Genomic DNA, 21,503 nt, shown 5'->3' with positions numbered 1-21,503 from the left:
CATTCCGCCGCATACGGACACCGCATTTCCGGTCGAACCTGCCTTGGTTGAGCGTGGGGGGAGTGCTGCATGCTGAAAGTAGCCGTGGGTGTGAGCGTCGCGTTGACGCTGAGCGCATGTGCGGGGCGCGCGCCGGACATTTCCCCGCTCGTGCTTGCGTCCGACAAGCAGATGAGCTGCGAGGCCATTGAAGCCGAAACGCGCGTCAACAATGCCAAGATAACCGACCTCTCCGCCGAGCAAGGCTTCAAGCTCGGCCAGAACGTCGTCGCCGGCGTGGCGGGCATGTTCGTCTGGCCCGCATGGGTCGGGCTCGACTTCCAGAACGCGGCAGGGAAAGAGGCCGAAGCACTCTCCCAGCGAAATGCCTACCTGCTGACGCTTGCCCGTGATCGCTGCCGCCCCAAAACCCAGACCGCGAGCCTCCCGGACGTGCCGGACACGGTCGTTGTCCAATCCGCCTTCGCCTCCAACGCCGACATGCAGTCCGCGCTCAGCCAGTAGCCGCGGGCCGAGCCCGGCAACCCGGGCAACCGAAGTCTTCCTGACGCCCGCGATCGAACGCCCCCGTAGACGGCGATCGTCGTTATCGATCGATGCGTGCATCGGTGACCGCTGATTCACGTGAAACATCGCGTGCCGGTATGCGCGCAAAAAATGGATTCACGTGAAACACCTAGTGCCATGGGCGTCGCCTTCGCGGGCCGCCCACGCAATTTGGATTCACGTGAAACGGCAGCCGAATTCCGCGTGGTATCCAGCGGCATGCCACGCCAGCAGCGCACGCAACGCATCCCCTCTCCCCGTTCTGACGGGGAGAGGGTTGGGGTGAGGGGCAGCCTCGACGAAATCGTGAGGGCCAGCTTCCATGGAGACGTCGAGGGGCATCGAAGCTCGCCGTGACCGACAGCATCCAAGCGAACGCTGAGCCCATGACCGCTCCTAGAGGAGTTCGCGAGCGTCACCGCGAGGCGCAAGTACCTGCCCCTCACCCCAACCCTCTCCCCATCGAAGTGCAGCCGATGGGGAGAGGGAGATCGACAAAACAACGACCCGCTTTTTGGATTCACGTGAAACATCGCATGCCACTTTGGATCGGCTCCGAGCTGGCGTAGCGCCCCCTCACCCTAACCCTCTCCCCAAGGGGAGAGGGAATAGTGGCACCGTTCCCAGCGCCTTCCACTTCACCTCTCCCCGTCCATGCGGAGCATGGCTTCGCCATGACGGGAGAGGCCGGAAGCGATCGATAGATCGCTTCCGGGTGAGGGGGCGCCGCCGGCATCGCCCCACTGTCATCCTCGGGGTCATGGCGTAGCCATGCTCCGCATGGACTCCGAGGACCCATTGGTCAGCGGAAGAGCGTTGCGGGATTCGTTGAGAGACGTTCCCAAGTGGCGGAATAGATCCAACGCACAGGGCCTAGGATGACACCTGCGTCCCCTGTTGGAAATCGATCTCCCAAAATATGGATTCACGTGAAACCGTGATGGGGTGGAACGACCACTTGTTGCGCTTCTTAAAAGGTGGATTCACGTGAAACATCGCGTGCCACGCGGCGCACATGCCGCGTGGCTTCAGGCGGCGGCATGCCACGCCAGCAGCGCACGCAACGCATCCCCTCTCCCCGTTTTGACGGGGAGAGGGTCAGGGTGAGGGGCAGCCTTAGACGGTGAGCGGAAATCGTGAGGGCCAGCTTCCATGGAGACGTCGAGGGGCATCGAAGCTCGCCGTGACGGACAGCATCCAAGCGAACGCTGAGCCCGTGACCGCTCCTAGAGGAGTTCGGGGGCGTCGCTGCGAGGCGCAAGCGTCTGCCCCTCACCCCAACCCTCCTCCCATCGCAGAGCAGTCGATGGGGAGAGGGAGATCGACGAAACAACGACCAGCTTTTTGGATTCACGTGAAACATCGCATGCCGCGCGACATGCGAGCCGCGTCCGCAACATCCGGACAAATGCGGCTAAGCCGCGAATCCTACTTCCCGATGCAGAAGCGTCCGAACACTTGATCGAGGACATCCTCGACATCCACCCGTCCCGTGATGCGGCCAAGCGCATCGGCGGCCTGCCGCAGATCCTCGGCGCGCAGCTCGACGTCCTCAGACGCACCGGCGAGAAACGCTTCGAGATTGTCCCGGCAGGCTTCGACGAGCTGCCGGTGACGGACTTGCGTGAGGGCGGGCTCCGCATGGTGACCGATCCGCTCTGAAGCGATCACCGCGATGCGGCGCACGAGCGCATCGAGCCCGTCACCCGTCGCCACCGACAGCGGCACCATGTCGTCCGGCAGCGCAGGAGGCGGTTCCCCACCGGCCATGAGATCCGTCTTGTTGAGCACCAACAGCGTCCGCTCGGCGAGTGGCGCGAGCGCGGGCGGCAACGCCGTCTCCGGCTCCGACGCGTCCGTGAGCCAGAGCACGAGGTCGGCTGCCTCGGCCGCCGCCTGGCTGCGTCGCATGCCTTCCCGTTCCACGGCTCCGGCCGCTTCGCGAAACCCCGCCGTGTCGGACACGATCACCGGCAGCCCGCCGAGATCCAGCCGCACCTCGATCACGTCCCGCGTCGTGCCGGCCTCTTCCGAGACGATGGCCGCATCCCGCTTGGCCAGCGCGTTCAGCAGGCTCGACTTGCCCGCGTTGGGCGGGCCGACGAGCGCCACGCGGAACCCGTCGCGCAGGATCTCGCCCCGGTGACCGTCCTCGAGGTGATGGATCACCGCTTGAGCGAGCACCTTGATGACGGATGTCGCTTCGGTGAAGGTGCGCGCGCCGACATCGCCTTCATCGGCGAAATCGAGACCGGCTTCGATCAGCGCCAGGGCATCGATCAGGCTCGCGCGCCAGCCGTCGTAGAGATCGGACAGCGCTCCCGAGGCCTGCGCCAAAGCCTGACGCCGCTGCGCGTCCGTCTCCGCATCGATGAGATCCGCCAGACCCTCCACTTCGGCGAGGTCGATCTTGCCCGCCTCGAAGGCGCGCCGCGCGAACTCGCCGGGCTCCGCCATGCGCAGGCCCGGCAACCGGCCGAGCGCGGACAGCACGGCCGCCACCACCGCGCGTCCGCCGTGCAGATGAAGCTCCACCACGTTCTCGCCGGTGAAGCTCGCGGGCGCCGGGAACCAGAGCACCACGCCCCGGTCGAGCTTGTCACCGCTTTCGGGATGACGGATGAAGCGGCCGCTCGCGCGCCGAGGATCGGGCCGCGGCGCGGCCATGGCATCGATCACCCGCCCGGCAGCGGCTCCCGAGATCCGCACGACGGCGACGCCGGCGCGGCCCGGCGCACTGGCAAGAGCAAAGATGGTTGGCTCGGGGGTGTCGGTCATGGCAGGTCTCGTCAGAACGCAAAGTCTCGCCGGAAGCGGAGTCTCGTCGGAACGCAAAGACATCACCCGCGACTTACCTGACACGGGCCCCAAAGCCAAACGAAGGACACGACCATGAGCCGCAACCGCCTCGGTGACGAGAGCAGTCCCTACCTGATCCAGCACCGGGACAATCCGGTCCACTGGTGGGCCTGGGGACCGGAGGCGCTGGCGGAAGCGAAGCGGACCGGCAAACCCATCCTGCTGTCGGTCGGCTACTCCGCCTGCCACTGGTGCCACGTCATGGCGCACGAGAGCTTCGAGGACGAAGCCACGGCGGCGGTCATGAACGACCTGTTCGTGAACATCAAAGTCGACCGCGAAGAGCGGCCCGACATCGATGCCATCTACATGGGCGCGCTCCATCGGCTTGGCCAGCAAGGCGGCTGGCCGCTGACCATGTTCCTCGACGCCGATGCGCGCCCCTTCTGGGGCGGCACCTATTTCCCGAAGCAGGGCGCCTACGGCCGGCCGCCGTTCGTTGATGTGCTGATGCGCATCTCGAACATCTACCGCCAGGAGCCGGAGAAGGTCGCGGGCAATGCCGAGGCGATCGTGCACGCTCTCAAGCAGCGGTCGGTGACGGATGCAGAAACGTCCGTCACCCATTCCCTGTTGCGTGAGATCACCCAGCGCCTGGCGCGGGTGGTCGATCCCATCCATGGCGGCATCACGGGTACACCCAAGTTTCCGCAATGGAGCTTCTTCTGGCTCCTCTGGCGCGGCGCCATCCGCTATAGCGAGCAGCCGGCCAAGGCGGCCGTGGTCAAGACCCTCGAGCGCATCTGCCAGGGCGGCATCTACGATCACCTCGGCGGCGGCTTCGCGCGCTATTCGGTGGACGAGTTCTGGCTCGCCCCTCACTTCGAGAAGATGCTTTACGACAACGCGCTGCTGATCGACCTGATGACGGAGGTCTGGCGCGAAACCCAAAGCCCGCTGCTTGAAGCACGCGTCGCCGAGACGGTCGACTGGCTCGCCCGCGAGATGGTGGTCGAGGGCGGCGGCTTCGCGTCCGCGCTCGACGCGGATTCGGAAGGCGAGGAAGGCCGCTTCTACGTGTGGTCGGCCGCCGAGATCGAAGCCGTGCTCGGAGCGGAACAGGCCGCGGTGTTTGCCGCCGCCTACGACGTGAGCCCCGACGGAAACTGGGAGGGGCACACGATCCTGAACCGCCTCAAGGCGAAGGGATTGGACACCCCCGGGAAAGAGAAGGAACTCGCCGGCATGCGGGCCAAGCTTCTCGATGCCCGCGCCAAACGCGTCCGCCCCGGCTGGGACGACAAGGTGCTCGCCGATTGGAACGGGCTGATGATTGCCGCGCTCGCCCGTGCCGGTGTCGTCTTCGATCGTGCACCCTGGGTGACGATGGCGAAATCAGCCTTCACCTTTGTCGAGAAAACGATGACGGTCTCGAGCCGCCTCGTGCACTCGGTGCGTCACGGCCAAGGTCGTGCACCCGCGACGGCGAGCGATTACGCCAACATGATCTGGGCGGCGCTGCGTTTGTTCCAGGCGACGGGCGAAAGCGCCTACCTCGAGACGGCGGAGGGTTGGGCCAGGGTCTTGGACACGCACTTCTGGGACGACGACACCGGCGGCTACTTCACGGCCGCCGACGATACGCACGATGTGATCGTTCGCCTCAAGCCCGGCAGCGACGACGCCACTCCGTCCGCGAATGCCGTCATGCTCTCCAACCTGGCCTTGCTAAGTCTCCTGACCGGCAACCAGACGTATCAGCAACGCGCCGAGGCCATCGCGCGCGCATTCGCGTCCGACATGGCCCAGAACCTCGCCGCCCACACCGGCCTGCTCGCCGCCTCGATGGACCTCTTGTCGCCGCAACTCATCGTCGTGGCGAGCGGCGAAGAGAACAACCACGAGTTGCTGAAGCAGCTGTACGCCCTGTCGATGCCGGGCGCCGCCGAATTGACCGTGACGCCGGCCGCCTCCTCGCCTCCGATCGCCGCCCTGGACGGCAAATCGCCAATCGACGGCAAGCCCACGGCGTATGTCTGCATCGGTCCCGAGTGTGCTCTCCCAGTCACATCCGCGGAGGCACTCCGAAACCTCATTGTCGAATTGCGCTCGACTACCGAGGGAGCATAACCTAAGCAAACAGAATCGATGTGACGCAGACTGAATTTACCAACGGCTGCTGAAGTCACGCCTGAGCCGCCCGGCGGAGCCTACACTCTCGGATCGGGTAACGGGGTTCTCGATGATGCCCAACGCACTGCGCGCAATCGTTCGGTATGCGTACATTCCATTCATGATCTTGGGGCTGAACGGCGCCGCTTACTACTCCGTCTCCCATGGGCATTCCTACCTATGGCTGCCGGCCCTGCTCGCTGTCGCCTTCGCGACAGCCTTCGCGGCCGAACGCATTTTGCCAGTACACGAGGAATGGAACCACGGCCACGGCGACGACCAGGCCAACATCTGGCACACCATCGTCTATGAGAGCACGAGCGCCACCGGGATTCTGATGATCCCGCTCGTGGCGTGGGTGCTGAACATCACGCCGGGCACGCTGATCGGCCTTTGGCCGCGGGAATGGCCGGTGTGGGCGCAACTCGCCATCGCCCTCGTCGTCACCGACTTCACCTTCACGATGGTGCACTATTTCAGCCACCGCTACAGCTGGCTCTGGCGCCTGCATGCGGTCCATCATGGTGTTTCCCGGCTGTACGGCTTCAACGGCCTCGTCCGCCACCCGCTGCATCAAGCGCTCGATATGGCCGTGGGATCGGCGCCGATGGCGCTGGCTGGCATGCCCGTCCATGTCGCGGCCCTGCTCGGCTTCGTCATTTCCATACAACTCATCGTGCAGCACTCGAACGTCGATGCCGCGCTCGGGCCGTTCCGCAACCACGTCTCCATCGGCAAGGTCCATCACCTGCACCACGTCAACTGGGGCAAGGAAGGCGACGTCAACTTCGGCCTGTTCTCGACCCTATGGGACCGCCTTCTGGGCACATTCGCACCCGAGCCGCCCCGCCCGATCCGCGCCAATGACCTGGGAATCGACGAAGTCCCGGAGTTCCCCACCGCCTACAGCGCCCACCTCGCGTTCCCGCGTCTCTATCGCCCTGGTACCGAAACCCCGTATGCGCCGTTACAACACCGGACAGCCGGTTCCCCCTCTCCTTCCAGTAGGACCTGAGCACTGTCCGCCGGCCTCGCCATTCGGCCCCGCCATGAAATGAATGCGGTGCGCCGCGAGAAATAAATCTGATGTCTGAGAGTAGTTCTGAGTGATCCGCAGAGGCGTCGGCGCACGTCAACAGTACACGCGCAAGGATGTTCGTGGTCGGACGATACCAACGCCACGTGCGACATCTTAGCCCAGCGAAGCAAGCGGCTGTTTCGGATCAAATTGATCTGTCGGGCGTTACCGCTAGGGAAACGTTTGTAACCATTTACCAGCAATGGACTTTGCACATGCGCGTTCCTTGGATCCCCGCTTAGAAACCGATGACGTCAACGACGTTTTGAGGCTGAGATGCAACCTGGACTTTGGCAAACGGTCGTTCGCTACGCGTATTTTCCGTTCATGGTGATCGGCTTGAACGGCGCGGCGTACTACGTCGTCGCCAACGGCCATTCCTACGCCTGGCTCGCCCCGTTGCTGGCCCTCGCCTTCGCCACCTCGCACATCGCCGAACGCGCCCTGCCGTTCCATGAAGAGTGGAACCACTCCCACGGCGACGAGCAGACCAACATCTGGCACACCATCGTCTACGAGGGCACGAGCCTGACCGGTGTGCTCATGATTCCGTTCATCGCTTGGCTGTTCAGCATCAAGCCCGGCGGGTTGATCGGCCTCTGGCCCCGCGAGTGGCCGCTGCTCGCCCAGCTCGCGATGGCGCTCCTGATCGCCGACTTCATGTTCACGTTCATCCACTACCTGAGCCATCGCTACGCGACGCTCTGGAAGCTGCACGCGGTCCATCATGGAGTCTCGCGGCTCTACGGGTTCAACGGGCTCGTCCGCCACCCGCTCCACCAGGCGCTCGACATGGCGCTCGGCACCGCGCCGATGGCGATTGCCGGCATGCCGGTCGAGGTCGCGACGCTCCTGGGCTTCGTCATTTCCGTGCAGCTCATCGTCCAGCATTCGAATGTCGACGCCGCCCTCGGCCCACTGCGCAACCACGTCTCGATCGGCAAGATCCACCACCTCCACCACGTCAATTGGGGCAAGGAAGGCGACGTCAACTTCGGCCTGTTCCTGACCCTGTGGGACCGCATGTTCGGCACCTTCCGGGCGGAGCCGCCGCGCCCCATCACCGCCAACGACATGGGCATCGACGATGTCCCGCAGTTCCCAACGTCCTACCTCGAACACTTGGCCTTCCCGTTCCGCTACAAGCCGGGCACGCCCTACGTGCCGCCGGCCGCAAAGCCACAGCCCGACACGCGCCGGGAGCCGGCCCGCGGATCGGTCCCGTCCGCACGCTGAGCCGCCGCCAGCTGCGCCGGTTCTGGCCGATGGATGAGCCACGAAAAAGGGCCGCCATGATCTGGCGGCCCTTTTTGATTGCGGCGGAAGCGAGCGTCTAGGTGTTCATCGACTGGAAGAACTCGCCGTTGGTCTTGGTCGAGCGCAGCTTGTCCAAGAGGAATTCGATGGCGTCCATCGTCCCCATCGGATTGAGAATGCGCCGCAGCACGTAGACCTTCTTGAGCTGATCCTTCGGCACCAGCAGATCTTCCTTGCGCGTGCCGGAGCGCGCCACGTCGATCGACGGGAAGACGCGCTTGTCGGAGACCTTGCGGTCGAGAATGATTTCCGAGTTGCCCGTGCCCTTGAACTCTTCGAAAATGACTTCGTCCATGCGGCTGCCCGTATCGACGAGCGCCGTGGCGATGATGGTCAGCGAGCCGCCCTCTTCGATGTTGCGGGCCGCACCGAAGAAGCGCTTGGGACGCTGCAGCGCGTTGGAATCAACGCCGCCCGTCAACACCTTGCCGGACGATGGCACGACGGTGTTATAGGCGCGGCCGAGGCGCGTGATGCTGTCGAGCAGGATCACCACGTCGCGCTTGTGCTCGACCAGGCGCTTGGCCTTCTCGATCACCATTTCCGAAACCTGCACGTGGCGCGAGGCCGGCTCGTCGAAGGTCGAGGAAATCACCTCGCCCTTCACCGAGCGCTGCATGTCGGTCACTTCCTCGGGCCGCTCGTCGATCAGCAGCACGATGAGGTAGCACTCGGGATGGTTGGCGGTGATCGAATGGGCGATGTTCTGGAGCAGCACCGTTTTACCGGTGCGCGGCGGCGCCACGATCAGAGCGCGCTGGCCTTTGCCGAGCGGAACGACGATGTCGATGACGCGGGCGGAAAGATCCCGGATGGTGGGATCTTCGATTTCCATCTTGAGCCAGCTCGTCGGATAGAGCGGCGTCAGGTTATCGAAGTGGATCTTGTGCTTTGTGGCCTCGGGATCTTCGAAATTGATCCGGTTGACCTTGAGAAGAGCGAAGTAACGTTCGCCGTCCTTCGGGCTTCTGATCTGCCCTTCGACGGTATCGCCCGTGCGAAGTGCGAAGCGGCGGATCTGCGAAGGCGAGATGTAGATGTCGTCCGGGCCGGGCAGATAGTTCGCATCCGGAGAGCGGAGAAATCCGAACCCGTCCTGCAGAACTTCGACCACGCCGATACCCGTGATGTCGACCTCTTTGGCAGCAAGCTGCTTCAGGGTCGCGAACATCAGTTCCTGCTTGCGCAACGTGCTGGCATTTTCGACGCCGACTTCTTCGGCGAAGCTCAACAGCTCGGTGGGGGACTTAAGCTTGAGGTCCTCGAGCTTCATTTCGGTCATGAACCGCTCCATAGCAGCCACGGCGAAGGGGGGAAAAGGGGTCGCCGGTAGCCAGAAAGGTGGGGAATTGTGAGAGGTGGCTGGATAGCCGGTTGGCCGGAGCGCAGTGCGCCTTGCAGCCAACATCCCGGCCGGAGAGACCAGGGGTCGATTCGATCCTTCCCTCTATAGCAAACGAATCTCGTCAGCGAAAGCGTTACCAGCGAAACGCAAGACCTTTAAAACGGTTTCACGATCACGAGGATAACAATGAAGATCATGAGCGCGGTCGGAACCTCGTTCCAGAGCCGCCAGCGCGACGCCGGCACCGTGTTGCGGTCTTCGGCGAACCGGCGGGCCGAGGCCGAGAAGAAACCATGAACGCCTGACATCGCGAACACCAGGGCGAACTTGGCGTGCATCCAGCCGGACGTGAGATACCCGCCCTGCCAGACCAGCCAGAGACCGAGCACCCAGGTCGCCGCCATGGCAGGCGTCATGATGATCGCGAGCAACCGCTGCTCCATGACCTTGAGCGTCTCGGACAGCTCTGATCCCGGAGTTGCACCGCAGTGGTAGATAAACAGCCGCGGCAGGTAGAGCATCCCCGCCATCCACGAAATGACGGCGATCACGTGCACGGCCTTGAGCCAGTTGTAGGTCTGCGGTCCCGCCAAAACACCGATGACGAGGCACAGCACCGCCACCGACGCGAGCGCAATCGCCGCCCGTTTGCCGGGCGAACCGTCCACCTGTCCTGTCTCAGCCATGGGACCGATTGCCTCCATACAACGCTATCCCTCCCCCCTTGTGGGGGAGGCTAGGAGAGGGGGATTCCAGAACGTCAGCCGTCGGGAGCGCCCACCCCTAACCCCTCCCCACGAGGGGGAGGGGAAATACCTAGCTCTTTCCCCGGACGCGCTCGACCAGCCGCGCCACATGCTCGGGCGGCGTTTGTGGCACGATTCCATGCCCCAAGTTGAATATGAATCTCTTGTCGCGCATGAGATCCAGGATTTCGTCCACCCGCTCGTCGAGCCGCGCCCCGCCGGCCACCAGCAGCAGCGGATCCAGGTTGCCCTGGATGACCACGTCCTCCTCGTCGAAGGCCTCGCTCATCACGAACGGCGGCGTCGCCGTATCGCAGCCGATGCCGTTGACGCCCGTTTCCGAGACGTACCAGACCGCCGTTGCACCGGCGCCGCGCGGAAACCCGATCACCGGAATGTCCGGGTGCATGTCCTTCAGCGCCTCGCGGATCGTCCGGGTCGGCGCCACGACCCAGCGGTCGAACTCGTCATCCGGCAGTGAACCGGCCCAAGTATCGAAAATCTGAAGGCAATCCGCGCCCGCCTTGACCTGGCGATCGAGATAATCGATCGACGCCGCCGTCAGCAGATCGATCAGCTGGTCGAAACCTTCGGGATCGCGATACGCCCACAGCCGCGCTTCCGCCTGGTCGGCCGAACCCTGCCCCTGGACCATGTAGGTCGCGACCGTCCACGGCGCGCCGCAAAAGCCGATCAGCGCCGTCTCGCGCGGCAGATCCTGCCGCAGGCGCTGCACCGTTTCGGCGATGATATCGAATTTCTCCGACGTGCCCTTGAGATCGAGCCGGCCGAGATCCGCAACCGAGCGGACCGGATCGAGCCGGGGCCCCTCACCTTCCTCGAACCGCACGCCTTGCCCCAGCGCATCCGGCACGATCAGAATATCCGCGAACAGAATAGCCGCATCGAACCCAAAGCGCCGGATCGGCTGCAGCGTCACTTCGGCTGCGAGCTTCGGGTTGTAGCAAAGCTTGAGAAAGCTCCCGGCCTCGGCGCGCGTCGCGCGATACTCGGGCAGATACCGCCCCGCCTGCCGCATGAGCCAGATCGGGGGCACGTCGAGCGTCTGACCACGGAACGGCGCCAGAAATCTCTTCTCGACCGCCGAGCCTGCCCCGGCCTGTCCTCTCTCGCTCATGATCTTCCCTTCAATAAAAGACTAAGAATCTTAAGATTATTGTTATTGTTATTAGGGCTGGGGATATTGGGCATTGCGCCGTTCTCCCCAAGCTGTCCCAAGCCTCTCAAGCGCTGGGCAAACCAAGCGCGAGATCTGGGGTGTCGTTGGATCGGGCGCCACTAGGCCCGGCGGAGGCCATGCGAGTCAACAGCTTGTCGCCTGCCTCTCGAACATCGCCCCTGGGGACGCCTTGTGGATTGGCCGCAGTAGCCTGTCGACGATGATGCAGTCCACGGGGAAACGCTGCGCCACAGAAATTTGCTTCACATCGCGTCTAATAGGGGTATCTCGGTGGACAACCAGCACACCTTACCCACGGCAGGTGCAACCCCGAGGGTGACGCACCGAATATAAGGCTTCTGATCCACAGATGGCCCACAGCCAGCCGAGCTATTTCCACCTCCACCTCGTGTCGGATTCTACGGGTGAGACGCTGACCACCATCGCCAAGGCGGCGTCGGTGCAATACGCGCAGATCCGGCCGATCGAGCATGTGCATCCGTTGGTCCGCAACGCGCGCCAGCTGAAGCGCGTGCTGCAGGAGATCGAGCAGGCGCCGGGCATCGTGCTCTATACGATCGTCAACCTGGACCTGATCGCCGCGCTCGAGCTCAAGTGCAAAGAGCTGAAGGTGCCGTGCCTGGCGGTGCTGCAACCGATCATGCAGGTGTTCGAATCGTATCTCGGCGCGCCGAAGACGCCGCGCGTCGCCGGCCAGCATGTGCTCGACGCGGACTATTTCCGCCGCATCGACGCGCTGAATTTCACGATGGCGCATGACGACGGCCGCCTGCCGGACGACCTGAACGATGCCGACATCATCCTGCTCGGCATTTCGCGCACCTCGAAAACACCGACGAGCATCTATCTCTCCCAGCGCGGATACAAGACGGCGAACGTGCCGCTCGTGCCGTCGCTGCCGTTTCCCGAGCAGATCGCGAGCCAGCATTCCGCGTTCGTCGTCTGTCTGATTGCGAGCCCGGACCGCATCGCCGAAGTCCGCCGCAACCGCGCGCTGCTGCTGGCCGACCGCGACCTTGATGATTATGTCGACCGCAGCCGGATCGCGGCCGAGATCACCTACACCCGCAAGCTCTGCGCCAAGCACGGCTGGCCGGTGATCGACGTCACGCGCCGCTCGGTTGAGGAAACGGCCGCGACGATCATCCGTCTCATGCAGGATCGGGATGCGGGCGAGAGCGAGGCCGACTCCGAAATCGTACCGCCGGAGCCGACCCATGGCGACTGACGCGAGTGGAGATCGGCACGCAAACGTGGTGCTGGCGTCCGGCAGCGCGACGCGGCGCGCCATGCTCGAAGCCGCGGGGCTCGATTTCACAGTGGATCCCGCCGATGTCGACGAAGCCGAGATTCGCGATGACGTGATCGCGGCGGGCGGATCGCACAGCCAGGTTGCGGAGCGTCTGGCCGGCGCCAAGGCCGCCGTCGTCAGCGCGCGCCATGCCGGCGCGTTCGTCATTGGCGGCGATCAGGTGCTGTCCTTCGAAGGCCGCCTGCTCGAAAAGGCGGCGTCGATGCCGGAGGCGCGCGAAATCCTCAGGTCGCTAAGCGGCAAAACACACACGCTCTATTCCTGCGCCTCCCTGGCCCGGGACGGAGAAGCGCTCTGGCGCCACGTCGAAGCCGCCCATCTGACGATGCGCGCGTTCAGCGACGCCGCGCTCGATGCCTATCTCGCGAAGGTGGGCGACGTGGTGCTGACCTCCGTCGGCGCCTATCAGATCGAAGGGCCGGCCATCCAGCTCTTCGAAACCGTTGACGGCGCGCACGCGACCATCCTGGGTCTGCCGTTGCTGCCGCTGCTCGGCGAGCTGCATCGCCGCAAGGTGCTGGTGTCATGAAGCAGGTTATGAAGAAGGCTTGCGTTATCGGCTGGCCGATCGAGCACTCGCGCTCTCCCGCGATCCACGGGTATTGGCTCGAGCGCTACAAGATCGACGGCCGCTACACCAAGCGCGCCGTCCCGCCGGACACCATCGAGACGTTCCTCGCGTCTCTGGCCAGCGAGGGGCTGTCCGGCTGCAACGTCACCATCCCGTTCAAGGAAACCGCGTTCCGCCTGGTCGACGAGCGCGACGCCTCCGCGACCGCCGTCGGCGCGGCCAACACGCTGTGGCTCGAGAACGGCCAACTCTGCGCGTCGAACACCGACACCTACGGCTATATGACCTACCTCGGCCTTGAAGCGGAGGACTGGAACCGCCGCGACGCTCCGGTGTCGATCCTCGGCGCGGGCGGCGCGGCGCGCGCCATCATTCACGGCTTTCTCGAAGCTGGCGTACCGGAGATCCGCCTGTTCAATCGCTCGGAAAATCGCGCCGAGGCGCTGGCGCAAACGTTCGGGCCGCGCATCAAGGTGATGCCGTGGGAGCAGCGTTCGCAGGCCTCGACCGAGGCCTCCGTGCTGGTCAACACGACGTCCGTCGGCCTCAAGGGCGAAGGTTCGCTCGGCCTCGATTTCACGGACTTCCACCCCGATTGCATAGTCTCCGATATCGTCTATGCGCCGCTCGACACCGGCCTGATCCGGGAAGCACGCCGCCACGGCCTGCGCACCGTCGATGGGCTCGGCATGTTGCTGCACCAGGCCGTTCCTGGCTTCGAAAAATGGTTCGGCGTGCGCCCCGAGGTGACGGACGAGCTTTATGAGCGCATTGCCGCCGACATCGAGGGCGCGTGATGCGGATCGTCGGCCTCACCGGTTCCATCGGCATGGGCAAGTCCGCCATCGCGGCGATGCTGCGGGTCCGCGGCGTGCCGGTGTTCGATGCCGACCAGGAGGTCCACCGCCTGTATGAGGGCGACGCGGTTGAGAAAGTCGAAGCGGCGTTTCCCGGCACGACCATCGACGGCCGCGTCGACCGCGCCAAGCTCGCCGCCAGCCTCGCACACGATCCGGCGCGCTTTCGCATGCTGGAGGAGATCGTCCACCCGCTCGTGCGCCGCGCCGAACAGATGTTTCTCTATGAGAACCATGAAAAGGGCGGCCGCATCGCGGTTCTCGAAATTCCACTGCTCTATGAAACCGGCCTCGATGCCCAGGTCGATCAGGTCGTGGTCGTCTCCGCGCCCGCCGAGATCCAGCGCCAACGTGTGCTCGCCCGGCCGGGCATGACGGCTGCGCGCCTCGATACCCTGCTCGCGCGGCAACTGCCCGATCACGAAAAGCGCCTGCGCGCCGACTTTGTTGTGGACACCGGGGGCACGCTGGCCGACAGCGAGGCCCAGGTCGATAGTATCCTGGATGCACTGCAGTCGCGTCCCGCCGAAGCCTACGCACGCCATTGGCGCTGAGCCGAAGCTTCAGCACGCAGAGCACCCGAGTAGCGGTGCACGATCCCAGAGTGCGCGTCCGCATCGCGCTTTCCCGAGACTTGGTCCCCGAGTCTTGGTTCCCCAAAGTCTGAGAGACATCAATGCTGCGCGAGATCGTGCTCGATACGGAAACGACCGGCCTCGATCCCCGCAGAGGCGATCGGCTGATCGAAATCGGCTGCATCGAGCTCGTCAACCGCATCCCGACCGGCCGCGAATACCATCAGTTCATCAACCCCGAACGCAACGTTCCCGCCGAGGCCGAAGCCGTACACGGCCTCTCGACGGCATTCCTGCTCGACAAGCCGCTGTTCACCGAGGTGGCTGACGCGTTCCTGGAGTTCATCGCGGGCGACACGCTGGTCATTCACAACGCGGTGTTCGACGTCGGCTTCCTGAATGCCGAGCTGGAGCGTCTGGCTGGCCCGGCGCTGTCGATGAGCCGCGTCGTGGACACGCTTCAGCTCGCGCGGCGCAAGCACCCGGCCGGCCCCAACAGCCTCGATGCGCTCTGCAAGCGCTATGGCATCGACAACTCGAAGCGCATCAAGCACGGCGCCTTGATGGACTCGCTGCTACTGGCTGAGGTCTATGTCGAGCTTCTGGGCGAGCGGCAGGGCAACCTGGGGCTCAGCACCGAGAGAAGCCGCTTGCGGGCTCGCGGAGACGCAGGCCGCGCCGCCGTTCGCGGTCCGCGCCCGGTCCCTTTGCCGCCACGGATTACCGACGAAATCATGGCGGCCCACCGTGCATTCATCGAAACACTTGGTCCCAAAGCGCTCTGGAAGCGCTTCTTCGCACCGGCCGACAGCCTATAAAGATTGGGGCGGGTCTCCCTCCACTCCGTCATCCCGGCGTCATTGCGGAGCCATGCTTCGCCTGGACGGCCGGGACCCACGCAAGCCCGCCAAGCCCGAGCGATCTCGATAGTCCCGCAGAGATGGCAGCTGGGTGCCGCGCGTGGTCGACCCTAGTTGACCGTCTTCTGTCCCGCCTCGGCCATCTCGTTTTTGCGCCGCATGTAGAGCTGCGCGAAATCGATCGGGTCGAGCAGCAGCGGCGGATAGCCGCCTTCCCGCGTCAGGTCGGCCACGAGGCGGCGCAGGAACGGGAAAATCAGTGTCGGGCAGTTGATGACGAGGAACGGCTCGAGCATCTCGTTGGGCACGCCCTTGAGCCGGAAGATGCCGGCATAGACGATTTCGAGATGGTAGATCGTGCCCTCTTTGACGGCGGCGGTCGCCTTGAAGTCGATGGCGCTCTCGAACAGCTCTTCCTGGATCCGCTTGGCCGCGACGTTGATCTCGAGCTTGATGTTCGGGGCATCGCTCGGCGCCGACAGAAACTTTTCGACGTTCGGGTTCTCGAACGAGAGATCCTTGATGAACTGGCCGACGACCTGGGCTTCGATCTGCCGGGTGCGCTTTTCGCCGGATTGGCCAGCCTCGGAGTCAAGGTCGTTTTCGTCAGCCATCGCGCATCAGCCCTGGGCGTTTCCATGGTCGCTGCGGGCAGGATCAAACAGCCGGCCCGCGCCCCCGGATTGTTGAAGGGAAGCCGTGGCTATCACGGCGAAGGGCAAGCACGCAATCGGCCAATGACCCGATCAAGGCACTGTGAAAGCCCATAGCAAGAATATTGGCTTCTCCCTCGTTGTGGCCTAAGTTACCGAGCATGATCAGGTCACTCCCGACGGGCACGCCCGTTCTCCTGGGAGTTCCAAGCCTGGACGAACCTCACTAGCGATCTTACATCAGGGCAAACGCCCCGTTTGCGCGGGCCTTGCCGGGAAGCTGCTGACGATGAATGGCGAAATCAATCTTCTCACGCTTCTCTCCCTCGTCATTGCCGTGATCGCAATCGTTAAGCTCAGGAGCGTCCTGGGCAAAAGAACCGGAGACGACGACGCCCGGCTCGAAAAGCGCCGGCGCGAGGCGAGCATGCCGAAGACGGCTCCCGGCTCCCAGTCGGACAAGGTCGTGGCCCTGCCGCGGCGTGATCGGGACCGCGATCGTGATGTCGAGCCGGTCGATACGTCTGTGACGGTGGCCGAGGTCGAGGCGCGCATCAAATCGTTCGCCGGCGAGGATACCGCGCTCGCGACGCGCCTCATGAGCATCCTGGCGCTGGACAGCAAGTTCGATCCCGACGGTTTTCTGCGCGGCGCCAAGCAGGCCTACGAGATGATCGTCACCGCCTTCGCGGAAGGCAATCGCCGCATGTTGCGCGATCTCCTGAGCGCCGACGTGCTCGACAGCTTCACGCGCGCCATCGCCGAGCGCGAGCAGAAGGGCGAGGTCATCGATCAGAGCTTCGTCGGCATCAACAAGGCCGATATTCTCGAAGCCGAGGTCAACGCGAAGGGCATCGCCAGCATCACGGTGCGCTTCATCAGCCAGCTCATCACCGCCACGCGGGACAACAAGGGCACCGTCATCGACGGCGACGAGACCCGCATCAAGGACGTGACCGACATCTGGACCTTCTCGCGCGACATCTCGACGAAGGACGCGCGGCGGAACCTGAACTGGAAGCTCGTCGGCACGCAGGCGCCGAACTAGTCGACGCCCCCGCACATTGGCCGCTGATCCATGCCCCTTGGAGCCCGCACATCTGAGGTGGCAGGACAAGACATCGCATTCGCGGCGGTGTGCTATGCGTCGCTCCCAGGCTGGGACACGGACGATCATCTGGCCGCCTTTCGCGCGTTCCTGAAATCGGCAGATGCGATCGCGCGAGCGAGCGCCTCCAGCGGCAAGACTTGCGTCGCAGGCGCTCCCTTGATCGCGGCGGCACAGCGCGCGCGGCAGGACGCATCGAACATCGCGACGCCCGCGGCCGCCAAAGCGTTCTTCGAAGCGAACTTTACCCCCCACCGCATCGTCCATGACCGCACACCCGGTTTGCTGACCGGCTACTATGAGCCAGTTCTGCCGGGCTCCCGCGGGCGCGGCGGCACCTACCAGATCCCCGTCTATCGCCGCCCGCCCGATCTCGTGAACCTCGTCGCCGAGGCCGAACGCGGCGCGCTTGCCGGCGGCCTCACGCACGCGCGCAAGACCGCGGACGGCACCGAGCCCTACGCGACGCGCGCCGAAATCGAAGCGGGATTGCTCGCAGGCCAATGCCTCGAACTGGTCTGGCTGTCCGACCCTGTCGATACGTTCTTCATGCACATCCAGGGGTCCGGCCGCATCCGCTTGCCGGACGACACGACGATCCGCATCACCTATGACGGCAAGAACGGGCATCCCTATACGTCCGTCGGCCGCGTTCTGATCGACGCCGGGCACTTCACGGCCGACGACATGACGCTCGGCGCGTTGAAGGGCTGGCTGTCGGCCGATGCCGCGCGCGGCAGCGGAATGATGCAGGAGAACCGCTCGTTCGTCTTCTTCCGCGAACTCGCGCACGAGGACGACGGCCCGCTCGGCGCCCTCGAAATTCCATTGTCGCCGGGGCGCAGTCTCGCGGTCGACACGGCCTTTCACGCCCTCGGCACGCCGGTGTTCGTGACGGCGCCGGATCTCGCGCCTTGGGCCGCGGACGAGAGCTTCTCCCGCCTCATGATCGCGCAGGATGTCGGCTCCGCGATCCGCGGACCCGAGCGCGGCGATATCTATTACGGCTCCGGCGACGAGGCCGGCCGGTTGGCCGGCACGACCAAGCATGCCGGACAGTTTGTCGTGCTGATGGCCTCCGCTGGCGGTCCCTTGTGAGCAAGCCGCCGTCCAAGCCGCGGCGCCGCCACCTCAGCAAGGAGGATGAAGCGCTGTGGGAGCACACGGCGTCCTCGCTGCAGCCGCTCAAGGTGCGCAAGGACCGCCACCTCGCCGACATGCCCGATCTCGACAGCATTTCGCCGTTTCTCACCGACGGGAAGGCAGCGAAGGCGATGCCGTCGAAGCCCGCGGCCAAGCCCTTGCCGACACCGCCGCGCGCCTCCGAAACGACTGCGCCGTCGCTGAGCACGTTCGATCGCAAAGCGGCGCGCAAGTTGCGCCAGGGGCATTTCGAGATCGAGGCGCGCATCGACCTTCACGGCATGCGCCAGCACGAGGCGCATGGTGCGCTCAGGAGCTTTTTGCATTCGGCTTTTCGGAAGGGCCAGCGCTGGGTGCTGGTCATCACCGGCAAGGGCGGACCGCGCCGCCCGCGCGACGATGACGACATGTTCGGCGTCGCGGAGCGCGGCGTCCTGAAGAAGAATGTGCCGATGTGGCTGTCGGAGCCGGAGCTGCGCGCTATCGTCGTGAGCTTCACGTCAGCCGCGATCTCGCACGGCGGCGAGGGCGCGCTCTACGTCCAGCTCCGCAACCCCGAGAAGGTCCGCTGAGCAGCGCGCTAAATCACCGAATGAACGATTAAGGGCAGGCCGCCGCGATCGCCTGCAGCGCTTGTCCTAAGCCCTTGAGCGAATAGGTGTCGACCGTCTGCGTGCCGCGCGCGGACGTCGCCTTCACGACCAGCTTCGGACCCTTCTTCATGGATTCGATCATCTTGAGTTCCTGCGTGGCGTCCGCCACGTAGGCGCGATCGTCCTGCGCGAAGAGTTCGAATTCATCCTCGCCCACGCTGACGGCGATGGGCGAGTTCGGCTTGATCGGATAGCCGAGCTTGATGGAGATCTCGGACTTCACGCCGTCCTTGGGCCACGCCGAAATATAGAAGACGATTTTGGCGCGGTTGGCGGTGGCCGGCTCTTTCGATTTGGGCAGCGTGGCCGCAAAGCAGATCTTGGACCCCTCGCCGTTGTTCTGATGCACGATCCAATCGCCGAACTTCTTCATCTCAACGGCGCCCTGCGCGAGGGCCTGCGCTGAGAGAGGTGCGGCCCAGACGAACGCGAGGCCCGCGACGGCGCACGGGATGACGGCGAACGGCAGAATGCGAATTGGCTTCATGGAAGTTCGACAGTCCCCTTCTGGCGAATCTGGTTCTTTATACGTGCTGCTTGGTTAATTTGTCACCCGTTGGGCGGCCTTACCCCTCGGTGCGCCCTTTCCGGTGTCCGTCGGCGCGGACGGCCCCTCCTTCCGCCGCCGGTCCGCCCTCGGAAATCGGACGATCGGCGAATGGCGCCATGCTTTTTACGCGGTCGTACATGACGATGGCCCCCGCCATCGCGACATTGACGCAAAAGCTGGTCGGGATCTTGACGGTAAAATCGCAGCGCGCGAGCAAATCGTCCGACAACGACCCGCGCTCCGGCCCGAGAACATAAGCCGCCTGCAGGGGATGGCGAAAACTCGGCAGCGCCACGGCGTCGTCGAGAAGCTCGATACCGACGAGTTTGCAGCCCTTTGGCAACACCATGTCGCCGGTCGCGGTCCAGTTGTAGTGCGGCAGGTGCCAATGCCCTTTCGAGGTGTCGGCGCGGGCTTCGAGCGCCTGATACTGCGCCCCGATCGTGAACGTGAAGCTGGCGCCGAAGGCATGCGCCGATCGCATCAGGTTGCCGAGGTTCAGCGCTTTCGACGAGCGTTCGGCGCCGATGGCGAAATAGCCGCGCGATTTGGGAGGCCAGGCTGGGGACGTCATGAAGGGGCTCGCATGATGGCGGCACTCCGGCTAGAGCATTTTCCGACGAGTGGATACCGGGTCGTCGTCAGAAAATGCGAGAAAACAAAAAGCTAGAGCGTTCGATTCGATTTCATCGGATCGGAAAACGCTCTAGAGACCTTGGCGGACTTCGCGCACCGGGTTCGCTCGGAGAGCAGGAAGGCACTTACGTCCCGGGAGGTCACACATGAAGGCGGCACTTTGCAAGAGCCTCGATGGCCCCGAGGCCGTGGTGGTGGAGGAGATTCCCGAGCCCGCAGCGGGCGCTGGCGAGGTCGTCGTGCGCGTCCATGCCGCGGCGCTCAACTTCTTCGATACCCTCATCACGCGGGGAAAATACCAGACCAAGCCGGCGCTGCCGTTTTCTCCGTCGGGTGAAATCGCGGGCGTCGTCGAGAGCCTTGGCGCTGGCGTGACGGGCGTCAGCGTCGGCGATCGCGTCGCCGCGGCGCTCGGCTATGGGGGCGCGCGCGAGAAGGTTGTGGTGAGCGCGGAGAGCCTGATTCCGGTCCCGGACTCCGTGTCGGATGAGGTGGCCTCCGCCGTCAGCGTCACGTTCGGCACCGCCATCCACGGCCTCAAGGACCGCGGACGCGTGAAGGCCGGAGAGACGGTCGCCATCCTCGGCGCGTCGGGCGGCGCTGGCCAGGCCGCCATCGAGATCGCCAAGGCGATGGGGGCGCGCGTCATCGCCGCGGCGGCGTCGGACGACAAGCTCGAGGTCTGCCGCGCTCTCGGCGCCGACGACCTGGTCAACTACGACGCCGTCGACCTGAAAGAAACGCTGAAGGCGCTGACCGGTGGCCGCGGCGTCGACGTGGTCTACGATTGCGTCGGCGGCAAATATGCCGAGCCCGCCGTCCGCGCGCTCGCCTGGCAGGGCCGATTCCTCGTCGTCGGCTTCGCCGCCGGCGACATTCCGAAACTGCCGCTCAATCTTCTGATGCTGAAGGGCGCCGACGCCATCGGCGTGTTCTGGGGCGAGGCCGTCAAGCGCGATCCCGCCGGTCATCGAGCCAACATGATCGACGTCCTGCGCTGGGTATCGGAAGGGAAGCTCGCGCCGCGCATTCAGGCGACGTATCCGCTGGCCGAGATTCGCGAAGCCATAGGCGTCATCGACCGCCGCGAAGCCGCCGGCAAGATCGTCGTCACGCTTCGGTAGTTTGCACCCTCGTGCGCCGCCTTCCAGAGGTGTCCTTCATGCCAACGTTGTGGCGTAGCCACACTTGTTGGCAGTGGGGACTGCCACTTTACGTCATGCCGGCGGAGGCCGGCACCCACGCAAGTCTCCGCAGGTCAAACGTCGGGTGATCGTCGCCCACGTCTCAATCGCGGCAGCTTGCGTGGATCCCCTGAGTTCACAAACGAAGTGCAACACCTTGTCGGCGAGGTGTTGCGATGGGAAAGCCCTACGTCCAG

20 protein-coding genes are annotated in these 21,503 nt (G+C 64.5%); 13 read left to right on the top strand and 7 right to left on the bottom strand.

The features are described 5' to 3' along the window. Nucleotides 1-69: 69 nt before the first annotated feature. Nucleotides 70-504, top strand: coding sequence for a hypothetical protein (locus ACTIFK_RS17550; RefSeq protein ID WP_439544305.1), 435 nt, complete (start codon nucleotides 70-72; stop codon nucleotides 502-504). Between the two features lie 1,470 nt (nucleotides 505-1,974). Here the strand turns inward: ACTIFK_RS17550 and mnmE are convergent. After that, entirely contained in the window at nucleotides 1,975-3,324 is a 1,350-nt protein-coding gene (gene mnmE / locus ACTIFK_RS17545) for a tRNA uridine-5-carboxymethylaminomethyl(34) synthesis GTPase MnmE (protein ID WP_439544304.1), read from the bottom strand. Between the two features lie 114 nt (nucleotides 3,325-3,438). Here mnmE and ACTIFK_RS17540 point away from each other — a divergent pair, with 114 nt between their 5' ends. The 3 genes from ACTIFK_RS17540 to ACTIFK_RS17530 all read left to right on the top strand — a co-directional run bounded on the left by ACTIFK_RS17540 (nucleotide 3,439) and on the right by ACTIFK_RS17530 (nucleotide 7,831). Beyond that, complete coding sequence (locus ACTIFK_RS17540; RefSeq protein WP_439544303.1) at nucleotides 3,439-5,475, top strand: thioredoxin domain-containing protein; 2,037 nt, start codon at nucleotides 3,439-3,441, stop codon at nucleotides 5,473-5,475. 112 nt (nucleotides 5,476-5,587) lie between these two features. Continuing rightward, nucleotides 5,588-6,532 (top strand): sterol desaturase family protein, encoded by a 945-nt coding sequence (locus ACTIFK_RS17535; RefSeq protein WP_439544302.1) that lies wholly within the window; start codon nucleotides 5,588-5,590, stop codon nucleotides 6,530-6,532. Nucleotides 6,533-6,871: 339 nt separating this feature from the next. Next, nucleotides 6,872-7,831 carry a sterol desaturase family protein gene (locus ACTIFK_RS17530; protein WP_439544301.1) on the top strand — a complete coding sequence of 320 codons (960 nt, stop codon included), beginning with the start codon at nucleotides 6,872-6,874 and terminating at the stop codon, nucleotides 7,829-7,831. Nucleotides 7,832-7,928: 97 nt separating this feature from the next. On the opposite strand, the gene rho is transcribed toward ACTIFK_RS17530, so the two are convergent. From rho to hemE, 3 genes are all read right to left on the bottom strand, one after another. After that, nucleotides 7,929-9,194 (bottom strand): transcription termination factor Rho, encoded by a 1,266-nt coding sequence (gene rho, locus ACTIFK_RS17525; RefSeq protein ID WP_291153227.1) that lies wholly within the window; start codon nucleotides 9,192-9,194, stop codon nucleotides 7,929-7,931. 218 nt (nucleotides 9,195-9,412) lie between these two features. After that, nucleotides 9,413-9,943: a protoporphyrinogen oxidase HemJ gene (hemJ, locus tag ACTIFK_RS17520; RefSeq protein ID WP_439544300.1), complete on the bottom strand. Its 531-nt coding sequence runs from the start codon at nucleotides 9,941-9,943 to the stop codon at nucleotides 9,413-9,415. Between the two features lie 130 nt (nucleotides 9,944-10,073). Next, on the bottom strand, nucleotides 10,074-11,141 hold the full coding sequence (gene hemE, locus ACTIFK_RS17515) for a uroporphyrinogen decarboxylase (protein WP_439544299.1): 1,068 nt from the start codon (nucleotides 11,139-11,141) through the stop codon (nucleotides 10,074-10,076). Between the two features lie 412 nt (nucleotides 11,142-11,553). Between hemE and ACTIFK_RS17510 the strand changes: the two genes are divergently transcribed. The 5 genes from ACTIFK_RS17510 to dnaQ all read left to right on the top strand — a co-directional run bounded on the left by ACTIFK_RS17510 (nucleotide 11,554) and on the right by dnaQ (nucleotide 15,337). Next, nucleotides 11,554-12,432 (top strand): pyruvate, water dikinase regulatory protein, encoded by an 879-nt coding sequence (locus ACTIFK_RS17510; RefSeq protein ID WP_439544298.1) that lies wholly within the window; start codon nucleotides 11,554-11,556, stop codon nucleotides 12,430-12,432. Continuing rightward, nucleotides 12,422-13,045, top strand: a complete 624-nt coding sequence (locus tag ACTIFK_RS17505) for a Maf family protein (RefSeq protein ID WP_439544297.1) — start codon at nucleotides 12,422-12,424, stop codon at nucleotides 13,043-13,045. Before ACTIFK_RS17510 ends, ACTIFK_RS17505 begins: the two co-directional genes overlap by 11 nt. Beyond that, nucleotides 13,042-13,884, top strand: coding sequence for a shikimate dehydrogenase (locus ACTIFK_RS17500; protein WP_439544296.1), 843 nt, complete (start codon nucleotides 13,042-13,044; stop codon nucleotides 13,882-13,884). Before ACTIFK_RS17505 ends, ACTIFK_RS17500 begins: the two co-directional genes overlap by 4 nt. Then, a complete protein-coding gene (gene coaE / locus ACTIFK_RS17495; RefSeq protein ID WP_439544359.1) occupies nucleotides 13,884-14,498 on the top strand; it encodes a dephospho-CoA kinase in 615 nt (204 codons plus the stop codon). The genes ACTIFK_RS17500 and coaE overlap by 1 nt, the downstream gene beginning before the upstream one ends. Before the next feature lie 125 nt (nucleotides 14,499-14,623). After that, on the top strand, nucleotides 14,624-15,337 hold the full coding sequence (gene dnaQ / locus ACTIFK_RS17490; protein WP_439544358.1) for a DNA polymerase III subunit epsilon: 714 nt from the start codon (nucleotides 14,624-14,626) through the stop codon (nucleotides 15,335-15,337). Between the two features lie 152 nt (nucleotides 15,338-15,489). Here dnaQ and secB read toward each other — a convergent pair whose 3' ends face one another. Beyond that, the gene (gene secB, locus ACTIFK_RS17485) at nucleotides 15,490-15,993 is read right to left on the bottom strand and encodes a protein-export chaperone SecB (protein ID WP_439544295.1); all 504 of its coding nucleotides are present in this window, start codon (nucleotides 15,991-15,993) and stop codon (nucleotides 15,490-15,492) included. A 328-nt stretch (nucleotides 15,994-16,321) separates the two neighbouring features. On the opposite strand from secB, the gene ACTIFK_RS17480 reads away from it, so the two are divergent. Genes ACTIFK_RS17480 through ACTIFK_RS17470 form a run of 3 tightly spaced genes read left to right on the top strand, consistent with a single transcriptional unit; the run spans nucleotide 16,322 to nucleotide 18,855 of the window. After that, nucleotides 16,322-17,080 carry a Tim44/TimA family putative adaptor protein gene (locus tag ACTIFK_RS17480; protein WP_439544294.1) on the top strand — a complete coding sequence of 253 codons (759 nt, stop codon included), beginning with the start codon at nucleotides 16,322-16,324 and terminating at the stop codon, nucleotides 17,078-17,080. 57 nt (nucleotides 17,081-17,137) lie between these two features. After that, the gene (gene mltA / locus ACTIFK_RS17475; protein ID WP_439544293.1) at nucleotides 17,138-18,238 is read left to right on the top strand and encodes a murein transglycosylase A; all 1,101 of its coding nucleotides are present in this window, start codon (nucleotides 17,138-17,140) and stop codon (nucleotides 18,236-18,238) included. Further along, nucleotides 18,235-18,855: a Smr/MutS family protein gene (locus tag ACTIFK_RS17470; RefSeq protein WP_439544292.1), complete on the top strand. Its 621-nt coding sequence runs from the start codon at nucleotides 18,235-18,237 to the stop codon at nucleotides 18,853-18,855. Before mltA ends, ACTIFK_RS17470 begins: the two co-directional genes overlap by 4 nt. A gap of 28 nt (nucleotides 18,856-18,883) precedes the next feature. Here the strand turns inward: ACTIFK_RS17470 and ACTIFK_RS17465 are convergent, their stop codons facing one another. Together ACTIFK_RS17465 and ACTIFK_RS17460 are read right to left on the bottom strand one after the other, a co-directional pair. Further along, nucleotides 18,884-19,423, bottom strand: coding sequence for an invasion associated locus B family protein (locus ACTIFK_RS17465; protein ID WP_439544291.1), 540 nt, complete (start codon nucleotides 19,421-19,423; stop codon nucleotides 18,884-18,886). A gap of 79 nt (nucleotides 19,424-19,502) precedes the next feature. Further along, nucleotides 19,503-20,060 (bottom strand): RNA methyltransferase, encoded by a 558-nt coding sequence (locus ACTIFK_RS17460; RefSeq protein WP_439544290.1) that lies wholly within the window; start codon nucleotides 20,058-20,060, stop codon nucleotides 19,503-19,505. A gap of 208 nt (nucleotides 20,061-20,268) precedes the next feature. On the opposite strand from ACTIFK_RS17460, the gene ACTIFK_RS17455 reads away from it, so the two are divergent. After that, nucleotides 20,269-21,246, top strand: coding sequence for an NADPH:quinone oxidoreductase family protein (locus ACTIFK_RS17455; RefSeq protein WP_439544289.1), 978 nt, complete (start codon nucleotides 20,269-20,271; stop codon nucleotides 21,244-21,246). Nucleotides 21,247-21,503: the final 257 nt, after the last annotated feature.

Origin of the sequence: Hyphomicrobium sp. (genome assembly GCF_051860585.1) — a bacterium.
Lineage (GTDB): Bacteria > Pseudomonadota > Alphaproteobacteria > Rhizobiales > Hyphomicrobiaceae > Hyphomicrobium_C.
Note: the sequence above shows the minus strand (reverse complement) of the source record. Positions and strands in the feature narration are given on the sequence as shown.

Coding starts and splice junctions, on each gene's coding strand:
- ACTIFK_RS17550 (WP_439544305.1), top strand. CDS start 70: ATGCTGAAAGTAGCCGTGGGTGTGAGCGTCGCGTTGACGCTGAGCGCA.
- mnmE (WP_439544304.1), bottom strand. CDS start 3,324: ATGACCGACACCCCCGAGCCAACCATCTTTGCTCTTGCCAGTGCGCCG.
- ACTIFK_RS17540 (WP_439544303.1), top strand. CDS start 3,439: ATGAGCCGCAACCGCCTCGGTGACGAGAGCAGTCCCTACCTGATCCAG.
- ACTIFK_RS17535 (WP_439544302.1), top strand. CDS start 5,588: ATGATGCCCAACGCACTGCGCGCAATCGTTCGGTATGCGTACATTCCA.
- ACTIFK_RS17530 (WP_439544301.1), top strand. CDS start 6,872: ATGCAACCTGGACTTTGGCAAACGGTCGTTCGCTACGCGTATTTTCCG.
- rho (WP_291153227.1), bottom strand. CDS start 9,194: ATGACCGAAATGAAGCTCGAGGACCTCAAGCTTAAGTCCCCCACCGAG.
- hemJ (WP_439544300.1), bottom strand. CDS start 9,943: ATGGCTGAGACAGGACAGGTGGACGGTTCGCCCGGCAAACGGGCGGCG.
- hemE (WP_439544299.1), bottom strand. CDS start 11,141: ATGAGCGAGAGAGGACAGGCCGGGGCAGGCTCGGCGGTCGAGAAGAGA.
- ACTIFK_RS17510 (WP_439544298.1), top strand. CDS start 11,554: ATGGCCCACAGCCAGCCGAGCTATTTCCACCTCCACCTCGTGTCGGAT.
- ACTIFK_RS17505 (WP_439544297.1), top strand. CDS start 12,422: ATGGCGACTGACGCGAGTGGAGATCGGCACGCAAACGTGGTGCTGGCG.
- ACTIFK_RS17500 (WP_439544296.1), top strand. CDS start 13,042: ATGAAGCAGGTTATGAAGAAGGCTTGCGTTATCGGCTGGCCGATCGAG.
- coaE (WP_439544359.1), top strand. CDS start 13,884: ATGCGGATCGTCGGCCTCACCGGTTCCATCGGCATGGGCAAGTCCGCC.
- secB (WP_439544295.1), bottom strand. CDS start 15,993: ATGGCTGACGAAAACGACCTTGACTCCGAGGCTGGCCAATCCGGCGAA.
- ACTIFK_RS17480 (WP_439544294.1), top strand. CDS start 16,322: ATGAATGGCGAAATCAATCTTCTCACGCTTCTCTCCCTCGTCATTGCC.
- ACTIFK_RS17465 (WP_439544291.1), bottom strand. CDS start 19,423: ATGAAGCCAATTCGCATTCTGCCGTTCGCCGTCATCCCGTGCGCCGTC.
- ACTIFK_RS17460 (WP_439544290.1), bottom strand. CDS start 20,060: ATGACGTCCCCAGCCTGGCCTCCCAAATCGCGCGGCTATTTCGCCATC.
- ACTIFK_RS17455 (WP_439544289.1), top strand. CDS start 20,269: ATGAAGGCGGCACTTTGCAAGAGCCTCGATGGCCCCGAGGCCGTGGTG.